Here is an 18,762-nt window from a genome sequence, read left to right on the forward strand (position 1 = left end):
ATAGTGATCGAGCTGCTTTTATTTTGCCTTATTAAGTCAAATCTGAAGCAGCAGATAGCCTTGAAAATGATTTGACCTTAAAGGACACTCTTAAAAGTCAATTGAAACATTCGAAGCCAAAAATGCGTTTAGAAAGCCTCGCGATAGTACAAATTGTTGAAAACGATTGCAGCACCCTTCATACTGAACTTATGTCAAAGGATCGGAGGAGTTAACATGACAAAATTAAATCAACCATATGGAATTGGGCTTGACATTGGATCCAATTCGATTGGGTTTGCGGTTGTGGATGCAAATAGTCACCTCTTGCGGCTGAAAGGAGAAACGGCCATCGGTGCACGGCTATTTAGAGAGGGGCAATCAGCCGCTGATCGGCGGGGAAGTCGGACGACTCGGCGGCGTTTGAGTCGAACTCGGTGGCGGTTAAGCTTTTTACGCGATTTCTTTGCCCCGCATATTACAAAAATTGACCCGGATTTCTTTTTGCGGCAAAAGTATTCCGAAATTTCGCCCAAAGACAAGGACAGGTTTAAGTATGAAAAGCGTCTGTTTAATGATCGAACGGATGCTGAATTTTACGAGGACTATCCGAGTATGTATCACTTGCGTCTGCATTTGATGACGCATACGCATAAAGCCGATCCGCGTGAGATTTTCTTGGCAATCCATCATATTTTGAAAAGTCGCGGGCATTTTTTGACGCCGGGTGCTGCTAAAGACTTTAATACGGATAAAGTCGATTTAGAAGATATTTTTCCTGCCTTGACAGAGGCATATGCGCAAGTTTATCCCGATCTTGAGTTAACTTTTGATTTGGCAAAGGCTGATGACTTCAAGGCAAAATTGCTAGATGAACAAGCGACGCCGAGCGATACCCAGAAGGCCTTGGTGAACTTGTTATTAAGCAGTGATGGTGAGAAAGAAATCGTCAAGAAACGCAAACAAGTGCTGACAGAGTTTGCCAAAGCGATCACAGGGCTAAAAACCAAGTTCAATCTTGCTTTAGGTACAGAAGTAGATGAAGCTGATGCGTCAAATTGGCAATTCTCGATGGGGCAGCTGGACGACAAGTGGAGTAACATCGAAACTTCCATGACCGATCAAGGAACGGAAATATTTGAACAAATTCAAGAACTTTATCGAGCACGATTGCTAAATGGCATTGTGCCAGCGGGGATGAGCTTATCCCAGGCAAAAGTTGCTGACTATGGGCAACATAAAGAAGATCTTGAGCTGTTTAAAACCTACCTCAAGAAACTAAATGATCACGAATTAGCTAAAACAATTCGGGGTCTTTATGATCGATATATTAATGGCGATGATGCTAAGCCTTTTTTGAGGGAAGACTTTGTTAAAGCCTTAACCAAAGAAGTAACCGCACACCCAAATGAAGTGTCGGAGCAGCTGTTGAATCGAATGGGACAGGCAAACTTCATGCTCAAACAACGAACTAAGGCCAATGGTGCGATTCCGATACAACTGCAACAACGTGAACTCGACCAGATTATTGCCAATCAATCAAAATACTACGACTGGCTAGCCGCACCAAATCCAGTAGAAGCGCATCGGTGGAAAATGCCTTATCAATTAGACGAGTTGTTAAATTTCCATATCCCTTACTATGTAGGACCGCTGATCACGCCAAAACAACAGGCTGAGTCAGGAGAAAATGTCTTCGCATGGATGGTCCGTAAAGATCCTTCAGGCAATATTACTCCTTACAATTTTGATGAGAAGGTTGATCGTGAAGCTTCGGCAAACACGTTTATTCAACGCATGAAGACGACCGACACTTATTTAATTGGCGAAGATGTCTTACCCAAACAAAGTCTGTTGTATCAAAAGTATGAAGTTCTGAATGAGCTGAACAATGTCCGCATTAACAATGAATGTCTTGGAACGGACCAAAAACAACGCTTGATCCGTGAGGTGTTCGAGCGGCATAGCAGTGTGACCATTAAACAAGTTGCTGATAATTTGGTTGCTCATGGAGATTTTGCCCGACGACCGGAGATTCGCGGACTGGCAGATGAAAAACGTTTCTTAAGTTCGCTTTCAACTTATCATCAATTGAAAGAAATCTTACATGAGGCAATTGATGACCCGACAAAATTACTTGATATCGAAAATATTATTACGTGGTCGACGGTTTTTGAAGATCACACAATTTTTGAGACCAAGTTGGCAGAAATTGAATGGTTGGATCCAAAGAAAATCAATGAATTAAGTGGCATCCGGTATCGTGGCTGGGGTCAGTTCTCGCGAAAGCTTTTAGATGGGTTGAAACTAGGCAATGGCCACACCGTAATTCAGGAATTAATGCTTTCGAATCATAACTTGATGCAAATTTTGGCCGATGAAACATTAAAAGAAACGATGACGGAGTTGAATCAAGACAAGCTGAAGACAGACGACATTGAAGATGTGATCAATGATGCGTATACTTCGCCAAGCAATAAAAAAGCTTTGCGCCAAGTGTTACGGGTTGTTGAGGACATCAAGCATGCAGCAAATGGTCAAGATCCAAGTTGGCTGTTTATTGAAACGGCAGACGGAACAGGTACTGCTGGCAAGCGCACTCAGTCACGGCAAAAGCAAATTCAAACAGTTTATGCCAACGCCGCCCAAGAGCTGATTGATAGTGCTGTCCGCGGTGAATTGGAGGATAAGATTGCAGACAAGGCCAGCTTTACCGATCGGCTAGTCCTTTACTTCATGCAAGGCGGGCGCGATATTTATACCGGCGCACCGTTGAATATCGATCAACTCAGCCATTATGACATCGATCACATATTGCCACAATCGCTGATCAAGGATGACTCTTTAGATAACCGCGTGCTCGTTAACGCAACCATCAACCGCGAAAAGAACAACGTGTTTGCTTCAACCTTGTTTGCTGGCAAGATGAAGGCAACTTGGCGTAAGTGGCACGAAGCCGGTTTAATCAGTGGACGTAAACTTAGAAACTTGATGCTGCGCCCTGATGAGATCGATAAGTTTGCGAAAGGATTTGTCGCGCGTCAGTTGGTTGAAACACGCCAGATCATTAAATTAACCGAACAGATTGCCGCTGCCCAATATCCGAACACCAAGATCATTGCAGTCAAAGCTGGCTTATCCCACCAATTACGCGAAGAACTAGATTTTCCAAAGAATCGTGACGTGAACCATTATCATCATGCATTTGATGCCTTCTTAGCAGCGCGAATTGGCACGTATCTGCTTAAGCGGTATCCGAAATTGGCACCATTTTTCACATATGGCGAATTTGCAAAAGTTGATGTTAAGAAGTTCCGCGAATTCAACTTCATTGGTGCACTGACACATGCTAAGAAGAATATTATCGCTAAAGATACCGGCGAGATTGTTTGGGATAAAGAACGTGATATCCGAGAGTTGGATCGGATATACAACTTCAAGCGGATGCTGATAACGCATGAGGTTTATTTTGAGACGGCTGATTTGTTCAAGCAAACAATTTATGCTGCCAAGGATTCGAAAGAACGTGGCGGAAGTAAGCAATTGATTCCTAAGAAGCAGGGATATCCGACTCAGGTTTATGGGGGTTATACTCAAGAATCAGGGAGTTATAATGCTCTTGTTCGAGTAGCAGAAGCCGATACAACTGCTTATCAAGTTATTAAGATCTCAGCACAAAATGCTTCAAAAATTGCATCAGCCAATTTAAAATCACGTGAAAAAGGGAAACAGCTATTAAACGAAATTGTAGTAAAGCAGCTTGCTAAGAGAAGGAAAAATTGGAAGCCGTCAGCTAATTCCTTTAAAATTGTCATCCCTCGCTTTGGGATGGGGACATTATTTCAGAATGCTAAGTATGGCCTGTTTATGGTGAACTCAGACACCTATTATCGTAATTATCAAGAACTGTGGTTATCTCGTGAAAATCAAAAATTGCTAAAAAAACTGTTTTCCATAAAGTATGAGAAAACCCAAATGAACCACGATGCTTTACAAGTCTATAAGGCCATCATCGATCAGGTAGAGAAGTTCTTTAAGCTTTATGACATTAATCAATTTCGAGCGAAACTATCTGATGCTATCGAACGTTTTGAAAAATTACCAATAAATACTGATGGCAATAAAATCGGGAAAACTGAGACTTTAAGACAGATTTTAATTGGGTTACAAGCTAATGGCACCCGAAGTAATGTAAAAAATTTAGGTATTAAGACAGATCTGGGTCTTCTTCAAGTTGGGAGCGGCATTAAGCTTGATAAAGATACACAAATTGTTTATCAATCTCCAAGCGGTCTGTTCAAACGTCGAATACCGCTAGCTGACTTGTAAACTATTTTTAAAGCAAAAAAAGCCACCCGATTTGCACTCGGGTGGCATATGTATGGCCCAACATGGGCTCAGAAATTGAAACTCAGCTGAAGCTTTGTTTGATCTCAACTCGTAGATGTCAGATCAATCAATTCAAGTTGTTGAGGATGTCGTCTCAACAACTGTATTAAAGCATATTAGGGAAGCGATTACAAGGGGTGATTTTATGGGATGGCGCTCGTTCATCATCACGCAGCATTGTAAAGTGACAACGAAGCAGCATTCGCTTGTTGTCCAAACAAATGGTGAAGTGTATACGATGCCAATAGATGATCTGAATCAAGTTATTTTTACAACGACACGTGCGTTGATTTCAGCTGATGCGATTGCAGCTTTAGCGGACGCGAACGCGAAAGTTATTTTCTCTGGGCGGGACGGGCAACCCGTAACCGAAACTAAGAATTTGTATTCTGATCGACGGCGGGCTGAACAGGTTCGCTTACAAGTTAATTGGCCACTCGATTTAATCGAAACCGTTTGGACAAAAATTGTTGCAGCTAAGATCAGTAATCAGGCGCAAGTGGCAAAGCTTTGTGGACATGATGCTCAAGGACTACTGGATGATCTCGACGCACTTGAAATAAATGATGTATCTAATCGAGAGGCTAGTGCCGCACGTCGCTATTTTAAGTTGATGTTTGGCGATGATTTTTCTCGATCCGACATCTGTGCAACTAATGCGGCATTGAATTACGGGTATTCAGTGCTACTTTCGACCACTAATCGAGCAATTGTCAGCACAGGGCATCTGACAGAGGTTGGGTTGCATCATCACAGTGCTTCAAATCCCTATAATCTCGGCTCGGATTTAATGGAGCCTTTTCGTCCCGCAGTCGATTATTGGGTGGCACAGCATCGGATTAAAGAGCTGACGCCAGATGTCAAATATGGCCTGATTGATTTGTTAAACCTAGAGATTACGTTCAACGGTAAGAAAGCCTTACTCCAAAATGCAGTGGCCGATCATGTTGAAAATTGTCTGGCCTTTTTAGATGGCAAAGCTAAGGTGTGTCGAATTGAGGTGAAGTTTCCAGATGAGGTATCGAGCCATGCGATTAATGATCATGTTTGATTTACCGGTTGCAACTTCAAAAGATCGTCGAAATTATCGAAGGTTTCGGCGAGCACTCATTGATGAAGGCTTTTTGATGATTCAATACTCGGTTTATGTGCGAGTTTGCAAAACTAAAAAGTCAGCTGCTTATATGGAGCAGCGAATAGCAACGGTTAAGCCGCCGACTGGTATCGTTCAAACACTGATGGTCACAGAGGCACAGTATCAGTCCATGCATTTTATGGTCGGGACAGAAAAGCAGGATATTCGCAACTCGGCTGATAGGACGGTGATGATTTGAACTTGGCGTATTATCCCTTTCAGCTGATCACTACGAAGCCCTCCGTCATAACAGTAATAGACACAGGGTTACCCAAAGTTTTGCTTGATCTGGTTCAGGCTTTTCGCAATGACGATGACGGCATTGTCTTGAGCAACGAGCAAATGCAAATTCAAGAGTTGCGTAAAGCATCATTATGGATTGGTGACCCGGTTTTAGAGCTGGATTTGGACAAGTTATTCCAACGCTTGATCATCAAGAAGGTAAGTCAATTGATAGAGGATCGGCGGCTGATTGAGTTGATTGAGCAGTCACAACGACTGGCAATGAGCTTATTGAGAGAGCCGTTGTTAAGTGAACTTCCAGTCACAGTCGAACCTGGTGGAAAACTTGAACAAATCATGAAATACTGTAATGTTCATTTTGATGAAGAAGTACTCACGGAGCCTTTCTCGAAAGTTGAAGCGGCAATTAAGACTTTGGCGAAACTTGAGGAGAAACGTCTTGTCATTTTTACCAACATCAGTCATTATTTAGATGTTGATAGTTTGAACAAGCTGTTAGATCAGGTTAAGGAAACATCGTTAGAATTACTTCTCATTGAATTTTCGGATGTCGAACGTAGAAAGTTTTTTGAGAGGTGCCAGTATATCTATATTGACAAAGATTTCATGGATAGCCGTGAACTGATTGATTAAGAGACTGTGTGAAAACACCGGTCTCAGGTAGATGTCAGATCAATCAGTTCAAGAGCAAGAAACGATCCCGAGTTTCTGGATTGCTTGTCTCAGGTAGATGTCAGATCAATCAGTTCAAGAGCTCATCAGTATTCATGGAAATATAGGATGCTGTCTCAGGTAGATGTCAGATCAATCAGTTCAAGAGCATCATCGAATCTTTGGGGACCTTACCACTTGTCTCAGGTAGATGTCAGATCAATCAGTTCAAGAGCGATTGTTTCGGTTGCTTCTGTGATGCCACCGTCTCAGGTAGATGTCAGATCAATCAGTTCAAGAGCATGACTGGTTGCCGGTAAGCGATGAGTTCAGTCTCAGGTAGATGTCAGATCAATCAGTTCAAGAGCCATACTTGTATGAGCACTTTGACTTGTCAAGTCTCAGGTAGATGTCAGATTAATCAGTTCAAGAGCACCGTTTGTGTTGCATGAATATGATCACTAGTCTCAGGTAGATGTCAGATCAATCAGTTCAAGAGCAGGTGCTATGCCGCTTGGCATGACGATTGAGTCTCAGGTAGATGTCAGATCAATCAGTTCAAGAGCAATAATATTGTGCCAAAAGGTAGTATTCTAGTCTCAGGTAGATGTCAGATCAATCAGTTCAAGAGCTCCAAGGGCATTCCAGATTGCAGAAGCCCCGTCTCAGGTAGATGTCAGATCAATCAGTTCAAGAGCGGGTGATGCTGACAAGATCAAGACGGCTGTGTCTCAGGTAGATGTCAGATCAATCAGTTCAAGAGCCGCCTTACGGGCGACAGCTAGGCCTATGGGGTCTCAGGTAGATGTCAGATCAATCAGTTCAAGAGCAGATCGAGCATTACGGCTTGCAAGACTGCGGTCTCAGGTAGATGTCAGATCAATCAGTTCAAGAGCACAGTTGAGAAAAGAAAATACGCATTTAAAGTCTCAGGTAGATGTCAGATCAATCAGTTCAAGAGCAAAAACACAAATGGCCGCTGCCACCTTATGGTCTCAGGTAGATGTCAGATCAATCAGTTCAAGAGCAAAAAAGCCGCGGAACTTCTCGGGCTAGACGTCTCAGGTAGATGTCAGATCAATCAGTTCAAGAGCCACAGTGCCATTCCACAAACCCGACAGAAAGTCTCAGGTAGATGTCAGATCAATCAGTTCAAGAGCCGAGCTTGCGGCCAATATCAAGCTATATGCGTCTCAGGTAGATGTCAGATCAATCAGTTCAAGAGCGTGTGATCATCATTACCTCTCTGCCACTAAGTCTCAGGTAGATGTCAGATCAATCAGTTCAAGAGCATCGCATACTTCATGATGATTGATGCCAGTGTCTCAGGTAGATGTCAGATCAATCAGTTCAAGAGCCTGTGTTCTCACGTGTCAACAATTATTTCAGTCTCAGGTAGATGTCAGATCAATCAGTTCAAGAGCTTGTGGTGCCAAAACGGGTTGTTGTCGAGAGTCTCAGGTAGATGTCAGATCAATCAGTTCAAGAGGTTTCAGCAAATATGACGTCTAACATGCCTCGTCTCAGGTAGATGTCAGATCAATCAGTTCAAGAATACTTGGAAAAGTTGCTATGCAGTTTGAATAGTCTCAGGTAGATGTCAGATCAAAAAAACTTCAGTGAAACCTCACCCCATAAATGCTATGCAAATCCCAAAAGAAGGCAACAGCAATGTCAAAAGCGAAACTAATCCTTTCCCCAGCCTTTTACACTGATCTCAAAGAAATCCGTCACATGTATCAACAGGCGTTCAAATCCATTTACGACAAATATCAAGATCGGGAAACCAACCCCTACTGTGAATCGTTGGAAAGCTTACAGAAAAAAGTTCAAACGGCATAACAATGCCTTCTTCTTTATAATCGTTAAAGATAAACACATAGGCCTGATTCGCGTTGTAACAGATCGCAAAAATTCGGCAGTCCGTATTTCACCATTTTTAATCTTGCCGTCTTATCAAGGAAAGGGATACGCTCAGCTCGGACTACAGTTGATTGAAGAACAGTTTCCGCTCATTCAAACATGGTATGTAGACACGATTGCGGAAGAACCTAAATTGGTACATTTGTATCGTAAAGTCGGCTTTCAGCAGCTGCCAGATCGGGAAACAACGATTAATGAGCATATGCATATAATTTATTTCGTGAAAGTTCGGTCATGATAACGAAGCTGATTGTCCTAAAGCAGAAATTGGCATACCGGACTTGTGTGGAAATGTAGGGGAAAACGATAGATTCGAGTGGTATGGCTGGGTTGGTTTAATATGCTAATCTAAAAGACTTTAACATCAAAAAACGTGTACTAACACAGCCGCCTTGTGCTAAAATTCATCATATAAATGTAAGCGATTTCAAGCAAGGGGGTACAACATGAAAAAAGTTGCGATCATCGGGGCAACGCTTTTACTTAGTGTTGGGTTAGTAGCATGTAGCGGTGGGTCTGGGTCTAGTTCAAGTAAGAGCAGCAGCACCACCAGCCAAACGAGCAACGCCAAAGTCAAGATCAAAACGGGTGCGGATGCGAATGCAAAAGTTCCGGCTGCCGGTACTTTGATGATGCGGCAATTGTATGCGGCACCACACGGCAAGCAGTCTTTTGCGGCGGTGAATGTCACGCTGAATGGCGATACGATTGTGTCCGCTAGAATCAATGAGTTCCAGTATGTCAAAAAGAGTTCGGATTGGACTGGGGTGCCAAATTCCAATAAAGACTTTGGAAAAAATTATCCGTCCGGTCAGATTTTGATTGCTAAGGCGGAAAATAGCAAACCATACTCAGCGTTGATGAAAAAGGAAGCAAAGGCAACTCACACGTGGGAAGAAAACGAAACGGCGATTACGAATTTTGTTAAGGGTAAGAAGATTAGTGATCTAAAAGCGGCTGTGGCTGAAGTGAAGGGCACTAAGAAGGTCAGCGATGTTGTTTCCGGTGCGACCTTTGCTGATACAGCCGGCTATCTGCAAGCGATTTATGATGCGGCAACGACCGGAATGGTTGCGGAAGGAATTCAAACGACTGATACGAATCTCACGGAAGGTCAGGTTCTGGCGGCGCCGCATGGGACTCAGTCGTTTGGCATCGTGACAGTTGCTATGCAAGGCGATAAAATTGCCAATGTTTTCTTGGATGAGTTCCAATATATGCCAGCCAAGGACTTCGGTGCGGTTCCTAATTCGAATACCGATTTTGGCAAGGGCATTAAGGCAGGCACGGTTTTGGCTTCGAAGCGGGCAAACTCTGATGCTTATTCTGCCATTATGAAGTCAAAAGGCAAAGCGACAAAGACCTGGCAGGAAAATTCAACGGCTATTGATGAATTTGCTAAGGGGAAGACCGTTGCCGAACTTGAAACAGCAGTTAGTGACTTAAAAGGTAAGAAGAAGGCCAGTGACGTTGTGTCTGGCGCTACTTTCACCGACACGGCCGGTTACTTGGCGGCAATTATCAAGGCGGCAAAGGCTGCAAAATAGTCGTGTTCTGAAAATAATCGTGCGGTCAGAATAAGAAGAAAGCTGCGAATGGAAGTTCGTGGCTTTTTAGTTGGCCTGAATAACTGGACTAATCCTGATGGGCGGCACTGACAGGCAGTGGGCCGTACTTACGACTTGATAACGTGTAAGATAAATGTTGAAGGCTTTAAACCGAGGTGAAAAGAATGCGCTGGCTTAAACGCTATGTACGACCGCTAGATTATATCATTGTTGTGTTACTATTTATCGCCTGCTTTATTCCGGCGGGGATTTTTTCGCTGACCGAAGCCAATGTGAATACGAGTCAAAAGGTGGCGGTAATTTCAGTTAATGGTCAGGTCAAACGGCGAATTAAGCTGGGAGCGCACACCCGCCATCAGCAGTTCACGCTTTATCCGGCAAAAGGTCAGTACAATATCATTGAAGTTGAGGGTGAACGTATTCGGGACAAAGAAGATAATTCGCCTGATCAGATTGCGGTGCATACTGGCTGGATTAGTCGCATTGGCCAGCAGAGTATTTGTTTGCCGCATAAGTTGCTCATTGAGATTAAGCCGGCTCAGGGAAATCATGGTTCCAATGGTGATGCAGGCGGACTGGTTCACCCATAATACAAGCTGGTGGCGGCCGATCAGTGTGCGAGGGATCGGCTTTTTTGAAAATGGATAGACTACTGACAGATCGGTTTTGACGGCTTGCACTAAAAATTGCTGCAGTACTGATGACTTCCCGTGGTAAACTGTAACAACAATCTGCCATTGCGCTGAGGGCCAGCGGTAGGTTGAAACGCTGCATATTCAAAGTGAGAAAAGAGGCAAGCCTTTGTTTGGATTACTGAAATACGGACGTGATCAACGTTGGGCTGGGGTTATTGAAGCAATTTTTGATTGGTTGCCAACCTTACTACCGATCTTGATTGCGCTTAATTTGGGTACTGGGCATCAGGTTGCGGCGCTCGTGACAACACTGGTGTTAATGGCGGTGTGGTTGGGTTACGTGGTGGGTTATGAACTTCACCATCGCCACGCATGGGCCATGAGTGCGAAACGGGAGCTGCGGGATCGCTATTTTACTGCGCTTTACCAACGCAATGATGCTGTTGCAACCACTGCTGCGGATCATGCGGTGATTCAGCGCGACTTGGGTGGTCTCAATAATTTAGATATGTTTTACAGCACGCTATTTCCAACCATTTTGCAGGCGGGCATGACGTTTTTGGTTTTAATTGGGCTTTCGTTTTGGTACCGCTCGTGGTTGGCACTTTTACCGTTTGGCTGTGTGTTTTTAATTGGTCTGGCCATGATGTTTTTAGGTAAACGCATGTCAGCACAGAACAAGGCACATCTCAGTGGATTTTTGAAAATGGGCGGCCGGTTCATGGATGATTTACGCGGGATGACCACCTTAGTGATGTATGATGCCGCAGATCGTTATGCCCAGAAGTTTGCCGATGATAGCGAGTTTTTTCGGCAGGCGACAATGAATCTTTTGAAAACGCAATTGCAGACCTTGTTTGTGATTAACGGCTTTGGTTATTTGACGGTTTTTGCTGGCGGCTTTATCACGGCAGTTCAGCTGGTGGCTGGCCAATTACCGGTGGCAGGCGCGTTTGCCACTTGGTTTACATTGGCGATGATGATGGTAAATGCTCGTCAACTCGGTTATTTTGTCCATGTGGTGAAATCAAATGGCCCATCATTGGCAGCCATTTTGGCCACGATCGCCAAGGCTAAAGAGGTGCCAGACACCGTCAAAATCACGGATAATCGCCCGCTTAGCCAAATTACTTTAGATCAGGTTAACGTTGGATATGCCGCAGATGCGCCGCTGGTAACGGGGATTAATGCCACCCTGGTTCCGGGTAAGCTTTACGGTTTGGCTGGCGAAAATGGAACCGGCAAAAGTACGTTAATCCAAGCGATTTTGGGACGATTGAAACCTTTATCCGGCGCCATTATGGCTGACCAGACTGCGGTTTCGGCTCTAAGCAATGTGCAACAAGCGGCCGTGTTTGGGTATGTCTCTGCCAACGAATATCTTTTTTCCGGCACGATTCAGGAGAACTTATTGTTAGGCAACCGTTTCGGTGATCAATGGCAAGCCAAACTCGCATCGTTGGGATTGATGCAGTTTGTGCCATCGCTGGAAAAAGGTTACGCGACCCAAGTAGGCGAAAACGGACGGCTGCTTTCACCTGGGCAGCGACAACAGTTGGCGTTTGCCCGGATGTTGCTGGCGGACAAGACGGTTTACTTATTAGACGAAATAACATCGAGTATTGATGAAGCCAATGAGGCGATTATCCTTCAGGCGGTTAAGAAGTTGAGTCGCCATAAGATTGTTTTGTTCATTTCCCATGATCTCAAGGCAATGACGCAGGCTGATGAAGTCTGGTTCATTCATGACCATCAGCTAACGGTTGCCAATCACCAGACGCTATATCAAAAACAGCCTGCATATCGGCAACTGGTAGACAACCCGGAGATGATGGAAAACGAGGTGAATCCCAATGATTAGAGGCCTGTTACGCTATACGCATCATCTGACCGGCGCTATTTTTATTAGTTTTCTAATTGGTATGGTGGCTGAATTAGCTAAAGTCGTGGTGTTGGTTTTAGCTGCTATGATGCTTTTTGATCCGCAAAATGCTGGACAATTGCTGTTACCTGGATTGATCGCCATTATTTTATTAGGCTTAGGCAGCTTTGGCGAGCAGTATTCCGGACATTATGTTGCGTTTCACGTATTGGCAGACTTACGTGGAGCGGTTTATCGCCAATTGGTCAAACTGGCACCGGCTAAACTTGATACGCAAGCTAGTGGTAAGTCGCTCAAGCTAATTGGCAGTGATATTGAAGCCATGGAAATTTTTTACGCGCATACCTTGGTTCCGGTTGCGATCGGGTTGGTATACGGGCTCTTGGTAGTTGGCATTTATAGTCAGCTAAATTGGCTGGCTGCAATCATCGCACTGATTAGTTATGTTGCCGTTGGAATGGTGGTGCCATATGCGCGTCATCGGCAACTGACAGCCAAAATCCAGGCAGCCGATCGTTTGAAAGCTGCCAATCAGCAATATTTACTGGAATCAGTGCGCGGCATGGCGGTGGTGCGGCAATTAGGGATCGCCAAGCAACGCATGACAAAAGGTAATGAAGGTTTTGACCAAGAAGCAACGGCCTTTCAGCAGACGCAGTTTAGCCAATTGTTGAAAAATGTGGCGGCAACCGTTGTGATTGTTGGCGGTTGGTTGTTGATGATTTGGCTTAGTGGTTGGCCGCAACCCACGACCATTCAACAAGCCCTATTCGCAATTTTTCCGCTTACTTTTGGACCGTTACTGGCATTAAATAATCTGCCGGGTTCGTTGCTAAACGGTTTTGCGGCGGCGAAAAATTTGTTCAAGCTGTTACAGGAACAGCCGTTAAATGCCGCATTGCCCAACGCAACTCAAACAGTCACGACCATTAATCAAATTCAAGTAGATCATGTCGCTTTTAGTTATCCCATTCGGCCGGAAGCGGTATTAAAAGACGTCACGCTGACTTTGAATGCCGGTGAAATCGTTGGTTTTGTTGGCGCGAGCGGATCAGGTAAAAGTACCTTGGCCAAGCTGATCATGGGTTGGTATCCGGTTAGTCATGGGCAGATTTTGATTGACGGTAACGATTTGGCGACCATCAAGCCGACTGCATTACGCAATCAAAAGAATTATCTGCCGCAGACACCGGTATTCTTCTCCGAGTCGGTGCGGGATAATCTCACGCTGCATGACCCAGCCATCACGGATCAGCAGATTTGGACAGTTCTTGATCAAGTTAAACTCCGGGCGCGACTGGAGCAAATGAGTCACGGCTTGGATACCGTCGTTGCGGCTAGTCACGTGCCATTTTCAAGCGGCGAGCAGCAACGACTCGAGTTGGCACGGGCATTGTTGCATCCAAGCAGTGTGTTGGTTCTCGATGAGCCGACAAGCAACTTAGACACCGAAAATGAACGGCTGATTTTAGAGGCGATTAAAACTTACTATCACGGCATTGTGATTCTGATCTCGCACCGGCCTGAATCAGCAGCGTTTGCGGATCGGGTTTATCGGTTTGCAGAGCATCAGGTGGTCTTAGCAACTGAATAGTTAGCCTTCTGAAAAAAGTGCGGTGAAAATTGAAGCCAAGTCGTTTACGTTGTCATTTTCTCGAAAAATTGTTAGCCTGAATCTGGATGCGGATTGAACCGTGACCTGACCGCCTTGGGGGAGGGCTAGCTATGATCATTGATGCGATTCTTAATAACAATGCCGTTGTCGTGCGACGTGATAAGCGCGATATCATTGTCGTCGAACGCGGTATTGGGTTTCATGCTAAAAAAGGCGACCAGTTAACGCTGCAGGATTCGATGAAAGTTTATGTGCCTGAAGATCACGCCAAACTAAAGATTGCCATGGCGACGATTGCCAGCTTGCCGGATGAATATTTAACGATTGCCGCGCGGATTATTCAGGAAGCTGAAGTTCAGTTACACACAAAATTCAACAGTTATTTGTTAATCGAGTTAGCCGATCATATACATTTTGCCGTGACGCGCCTGCATGAACAGCTTATCCTGCATAACAAATTGCTGTGGGAGATCCAGATTGCCTACGAGCCGGCTTTTCGCATGGGTGAATGGGCGTTGACGGAAATTGCTAATCAGATCGGGGAACAGCTTCCGGAAGATGAGGCGGGTTTTATTGCGTTGAAATTTGTCAGCAACGATTTGAGCCAACAACATCCCGTTAACTCGGTGGCGTTCACGCAAATGCTGGCTAACATTACCAAAATTATTTTCTATCAACTCGGACTGAACATGAACGCTAAGACGCCAGAGTATCAACGCTTGGTCATTCATCTTAAGTTCTTTCTTCAACGTGTTTATGCAACTTCAACGGCGAAAACACCGGTATCACCCGAGCCATATGATCAGGCCTTGCTGGCACATCTGCAACAAGACTATACGCAGGCATACCGATGCATGGAAGATGTGGTTAAGTTTATGCAGCAAAAATTACCCGGACCGATTTCAAAAAACGAACAAATTTATCTAACCCTCCACATCGCCCGTTTAGCCAAGAGTCAGGGGCAAAGTTTAAAAAGTAGTTGACGAACGCTAATCCATCAGATAAGATGATGATGTTGAAAACGAATACATTTTAATTGGGCTTGTAACTATTGAATTAGGCAAAACCAGAAAGATACGACTTGTGTGCACCACAAGTCATGTCTTTCTGGCTTTTTTTATGTGAGCGCGAGCCGGCCCCTGCGCCGGGGAGCGCGTTAAAGAAAGTAAGCGTGGATCCGGCGCGGTTAGAAGTCGGAGTGTAAGCGGCCTTGGGCGTGATGGCCCGGTTTTGGCCATTGCGACTGAGGTCCTTACACGCAGACTTCTGCGCCGGGGAACGCGTTAAAGCCGGCATCAGCAGCGGGTGCAACTGCAGGTGCTGAGCGTAAACTAAAGGAGGCAGTTTGAAATGGGCGAAACAGCATTAGCCAAACAGTTGTTGAAACTGGTTGGCGGTAAGCAAAATATCAATCAGGTCTGGCATTGTGCCACCCGTTTGCGTTTTACGTTAAAGGATCAAGACAAGGTACCCAAAGAAAAAGTTGAAGCCTTGGACGGCGTTATCACCGTCGTGGAGGCTAGTGGACAGTTTCAGGTGGTCATTGGCAACAATGTCAGCGATGTTTATCAGGAAGTTGTGAAACTGGAACCATCGTTGAGTGATGGCACAGAAGGACCGGCAACCGTGACCCATGAAAAAATGACCTTTAAGCGCGCTTTCAACGGCTTGCTAACCTTTATTTCCGGCGTTTTTACCCCATTTTTGGGTGCAATGGCCGGTGCCGGGATCCTGAAGGGCCTGTTATCGCTAGCGGTGGTGCTTGGTTGGCTGACGACGAAAAGCGGGGCCTATCAGATTTGGTGGGCCGCGGCGGATGGCATTTTCTATTTTCTGCCGTTAGCCTTGGCATTTACGGCTGCCAAACAGTTGAAAGTCAATCAATTTGTTGCGATGGCGATTGCGGCGGCGATGGTTTATCCCAACATCGTGGCGTTGGTTGGCAAGCCGAGTATCGACTTTTTCGGCATTCCGGTGGTGGCTGCCAACTATACGGCAACCGTGCTGCCAATTTTGCTGGTGGTCGTGGTGCAGAAGTTTTTGGAGCCATTTTTCAACAGGATCTGGCATGAATCTGTGCGGAACATTTTGGCGCCGTTGTGTCTGTTAGTCGTGATTGTTCCGTTAACCATGCTGGTGGTCGGTCCGGTTAGTTCGATTCTCAGCAATGGCTTGGCAACTGCGATTGTGTCGTTGAATAAGAGTGTGCCGGTCTTGGCAGGGATGATTCTTGGCGGATTCTGGCAGGTGTTTGTGATTTTCGGCGTTCATTGGGCTTTGGTTCCGGTGATGATGAACAACATTGCGCTGTATGGTACCGATCCGATGATGCCGATTCTTCTACCTGCTGTGTTGGCACAAGCGGGAGCAGCGTTTGCCGTGTTCCTCAAGGCGCGGGATGCCAAGATGAAAAGTCTGGCGGGCTCCAGTACGATCACCGCACTTTTCGGGATCACGGAGCCAACGATTTATGGGATTACGTTAAAACTGAAAAAGCCATTCTACTGTGCCTGTGTTGCCGGTGCAGTTGGCGGCATTATCGTCGCCATGTCCGGTGCTGGCGCTAATGTGGCCGCACTGGCAAGCATTTTGTCACTGCCGACTTATTTGGGCAAAGGGTTTGGCGTTTCGGTGATTGGCGATGTGGTTGCCTTTGTGCTGGGCGTTGGGTTGACGCTCGCATTTGGCGGCATTAATGCACCGGCTAAAAAGCAAGCTGCGGCTAAGGTGGTTGCTGATCACGCCGAAACTTTGGCCGCGCCGGTAAAAGGAACATTGGTCGCCCTCAGTGACGTTCCTGATGAAGTGTTTGCTTCGGGTACGATGGGTCAAGGGATTGCGATTGAACCAGAAGAAGATGTCGTCAAGTCTCCGGTTGCCGGTACCGTGAGCCTGGTTTATCCAACGGGGCACGCAATCGGTATCACATCTGACAAAGGGGCCGAAATTCTGATCCATATTGGGATTGATACAGTGAACCTAAAAGGCAAACATTTCAAAGCTTTAATTGAACAAGGCCAAAAAGTTACCGTTGGGACGCCGCTGGTTGAATTTGACTACCAAGCGATTCAAGCGGCCGGGTATGCGCCGACTGTGACGATGATTGTGACGAACTCTGATCAGTATCAGGTTGAGACCCGATCAGATGGTGCAACTGACGACGATGCATTAATGACACTGGCATAGAAAAGGTGGTATTGGACGATGACTAACTTGAAATTTCCAAAACAGTTTATGTGGGGCGGGGCAACCGCGGCCAATCAGCTAGAAGGTGCTTATCACGAAGATGGCAAGGGTTTATCAATTGCCGACGTGTTGCCTCAAGGAAAAGACCGGTTTGCGATTGTGAACCAACCGGACTTTGATTGGACGATTGATGAAAGCAAGTATCGCTATCCGAATCATTTGGGCATTGATCATTACCATCATTTCAAAGAAGATATTAAGTTATTTAGCGAGATGGGCTTCAAATGTTACCGCTTTTCCATTGCTTGGTCGCGGATTTTTCCAGAAGGCGATGAGCAAAAACCCAACAAGGCTGGCTTAGCATTTTACGATGCATTGATTGCGGAGTGCTTAAAGTATGGCATCGAACCGATCGTGACGATTTCTCACTATGAGATGCCGCTTCATTTGGTAACCAAGTATGGCGGATGGAAAAATAAAAAAATAAAAAACTGATCACTTTTTATAAACGGTTTGCTGAGACCGTGTTGACGCGATATTTTAAACAGGTTAAATACTGGATGACCTTTAACGAGATTAATAGCGCGTTTTCTTTTCCGGTCATGAGTCAAGGGCTGGTCGCAAGCAATGGTGCCGACGATAAGCGCAATATTTTCCAAGCGTGGCATAACCAGTTTGTCGCCAGTGCTTGGGCGGTTAAGATGGGTCATGAATTGGATCCGCAGCTGCAGATCGGGTGCATGTTGTTGTATGCGACCACCTATAGCTATGATGCCAATCCTGTCAACCAACTTGCAACTTTGCAACAGAATCAGGCATTTAACTTTTTCTGCGGCGATGTGCAAGTGCGCGGTGAATATCCGGCTTATACCGATGCCATGATGGCTGAGTACGGCGTTAAGTTCCAGGATCTTGAATTTTCCGCAGCTGAGTTGGCGCTGTTGAAGCATTACCCGGTTGATTATATCGGGTTTAGCTACTACATGTCAGCGGTGATTGAAACCACGCAGGAGCATCATGCAGAAGTTGGTGGTAATTTGTTGAGCGGTCTGAAAAATCCGTTCCTGAAGGCGAGTGAATGGGGCTGGCAAATTGATCCAATCGGCCTCCGCATTGCGTTGAACCAACTTTACGATCGTTATCGCAAGCCACTGTTCATTGTGGAAAATGGTTTAGGCGCCATTGATCGGCCTGATGAAAAGGGGGAAGTTCAGGATGATTACCGGATTGATTACTTGCGGCAGCACATCAAGCAAATGGGTGCGGCGATTCATGACGGTGTTGATCTGATGGGTTACACACCATGGGGCTGCATCGACTTGGTGAGTGCCTCTTCCGGACAGATGTCAAAACGCTATGGCTTCATTTACGTTGATCTTGATGATGATGGTGAAGGAACATTGGCACGCAGTAAGAAAAAGTCATTCGATTGGTATCGGCGCGTCATTGCTTCAAATGGCACGGATCTGGCTTAAATCTTGGCGCGCATGGATTAGCTAGTTGAAATTCACACGAAAAAGGACACCATTTGGATCCATCCGAATATTCGGTGGAAT

The 18,762-nt window shown here is 45.4% G+C and carries 11 protein-coding genes, 1 pseudogene and 1 CRISPR repeat array; all 12 genes and pseudogenes read left to right on the forward strand.

Going from position 1 to position 18,762, the window contains the following annotated elements; genetic code table 11:
- Positions 1 to 216: 216 nt before the first annotated feature.
- Entirely contained in the window at positions 217 to 4,308 is a 4,092-nt protein-coding gene (cas9, locus tag ACWP87_RS05320) for a type II CRISPR RNA-guided endonuclease Cas9 (RefSeq protein ID WP_014569977.1), read from the forward strand.
- Between the two features lie 205 nt (positions 4,309 to 4,513).
- On the forward strand, positions 4,514 to 5,419 hold the full coding sequence (gene cas1, locus ACWP87_RS05325; protein WP_014569976.1) for a type II CRISPR-associated endonuclease Cas1: 906 nt from the start codon (positions 4,514 to 4,516) through the stop codon (positions 5,417 to 5,419).
- Entirely contained in the window at positions 5,397 to 5,702 is a 306-nt protein-coding gene (gene cas2, locus ACWP87_RS05330; RefSeq protein ID WP_015765030.1) for a CRISPR-associated endonuclease Cas2, read from the forward strand. The genes cas1 and cas2 overlap by 23 nt, the downstream gene beginning before the upstream one ends.
- Positions 5,699 to 6,379 (forward strand): type II-A CRISPR-associated protein Csn2, encoded by a 681-nt coding sequence (gene csn2 / locus ACWP87_RS05335; RefSeq protein ID WP_015765029.1) that lies wholly within the window; start codon positions 5,699 to 5,701, stop codon positions 6,377 to 6,379. Before cas2 ends, csn2 begins: the two co-directional genes overlap by 4 nt.
- Positions 6,380 to 6,399: 20 nt before the next feature.
- Positions 6,400 to 7,953: a CRISPR direct-repeat array (repeat unit 36 nt; unit sequence GTCTCAGGTAGATGTCAGATCAATCAGTTCAAGAGC).
- Between the two features lie 242 nt (positions 7,954 to 8,195).
- Positions 8,196 to 8,558, forward strand: a complete 363-nt coding sequence (locus ACWP87_RS05340) for a GNAT family N-acetyltransferase (RefSeq protein ID WP_223804838.1) — start codon at positions 8,196 to 8,198, stop codon at positions 8,556 to 8,558.
- 208 nt (positions 8,559 to 8,766) lie between these two features.
- Positions 8,767 to 9,867, forward strand: a complete 1,101-nt coding sequence (locus tag ACWP87_RS05345; RefSeq protein WP_014569972.1) for a hypothetical protein — start codon at positions 8,767 to 8,769, stop codon at positions 9,865 to 9,867.
- Positions 9,868 to 10,052: 185 nt separating this feature from the next.
- Positions 10,053 to 10,478, forward strand: coding sequence for a NusG domain II-containing protein (locus ACWP87_RS05350; RefSeq protein ID WP_014569971.1), 426 nt, complete (start codon positions 10,053 to 10,055; stop codon positions 10,476 to 10,478).
- Between the two features lie 211 nt (positions 10,479 to 10,689).
- Positions 10,690 to 12,384 (forward strand): ABC transporter ATP-binding protein/permease, encoded by a 1,695-nt coding sequence (locus ACWP87_RS05355; protein WP_014569970.1) that lies wholly within the window; start codon positions 10,690 to 10,692, stop codon positions 12,382 to 12,384.
- The gene (locus ACWP87_RS05360; RefSeq protein ID WP_014569969.1) at positions 12,377 to 13,999 is read left to right on the forward strand and encodes an ABC transporter ATP-binding protein; all 1,623 of its coding nucleotides are present in this window, start codon (positions 12,377 to 12,379) and stop codon (positions 13,997 to 13,999) included. The genes ACWP87_RS05355 and ACWP87_RS05360 overlap by 8 nt, the downstream gene beginning before the upstream one ends.
- A 131-nt stretch (positions 14,000 to 14,130) precedes the next feature.
- On the forward strand, positions 14,131 to 15,003 hold the full coding sequence (locus ACWP87_RS05365) for a PRD domain-containing protein (RefSeq protein WP_005684687.1): 873 nt from the start codon (positions 14,131 to 14,133) through the stop codon (positions 15,001 to 15,003).
- A gap of 367 nt (positions 15,004 to 15,370) precedes the next feature.
- A complete protein-coding gene (locus ACWP87_RS05370) occupies positions 15,371 to 17,206 on the forward strand; it encodes a beta-glucoside-specific PTS transporter subunit IIABC (RefSeq protein ID WP_014569968.1) in 1,836 nt (611 codons plus the stop codon).
- Positions 17,207 to 17,224: 18 nt separating this feature from the next.
- Positions 17,225 to 18,681 (forward strand): annotated as a pseudogene (locus tag ACWP87_RS05375) (glycoside hydrolase family 1 protein).
- Positions 18,682 to 18,762: the final 81 nt, after the last annotated feature.

Source organism: Lacticaseibacillus sp. 22 (assembly GCF_055413445.1).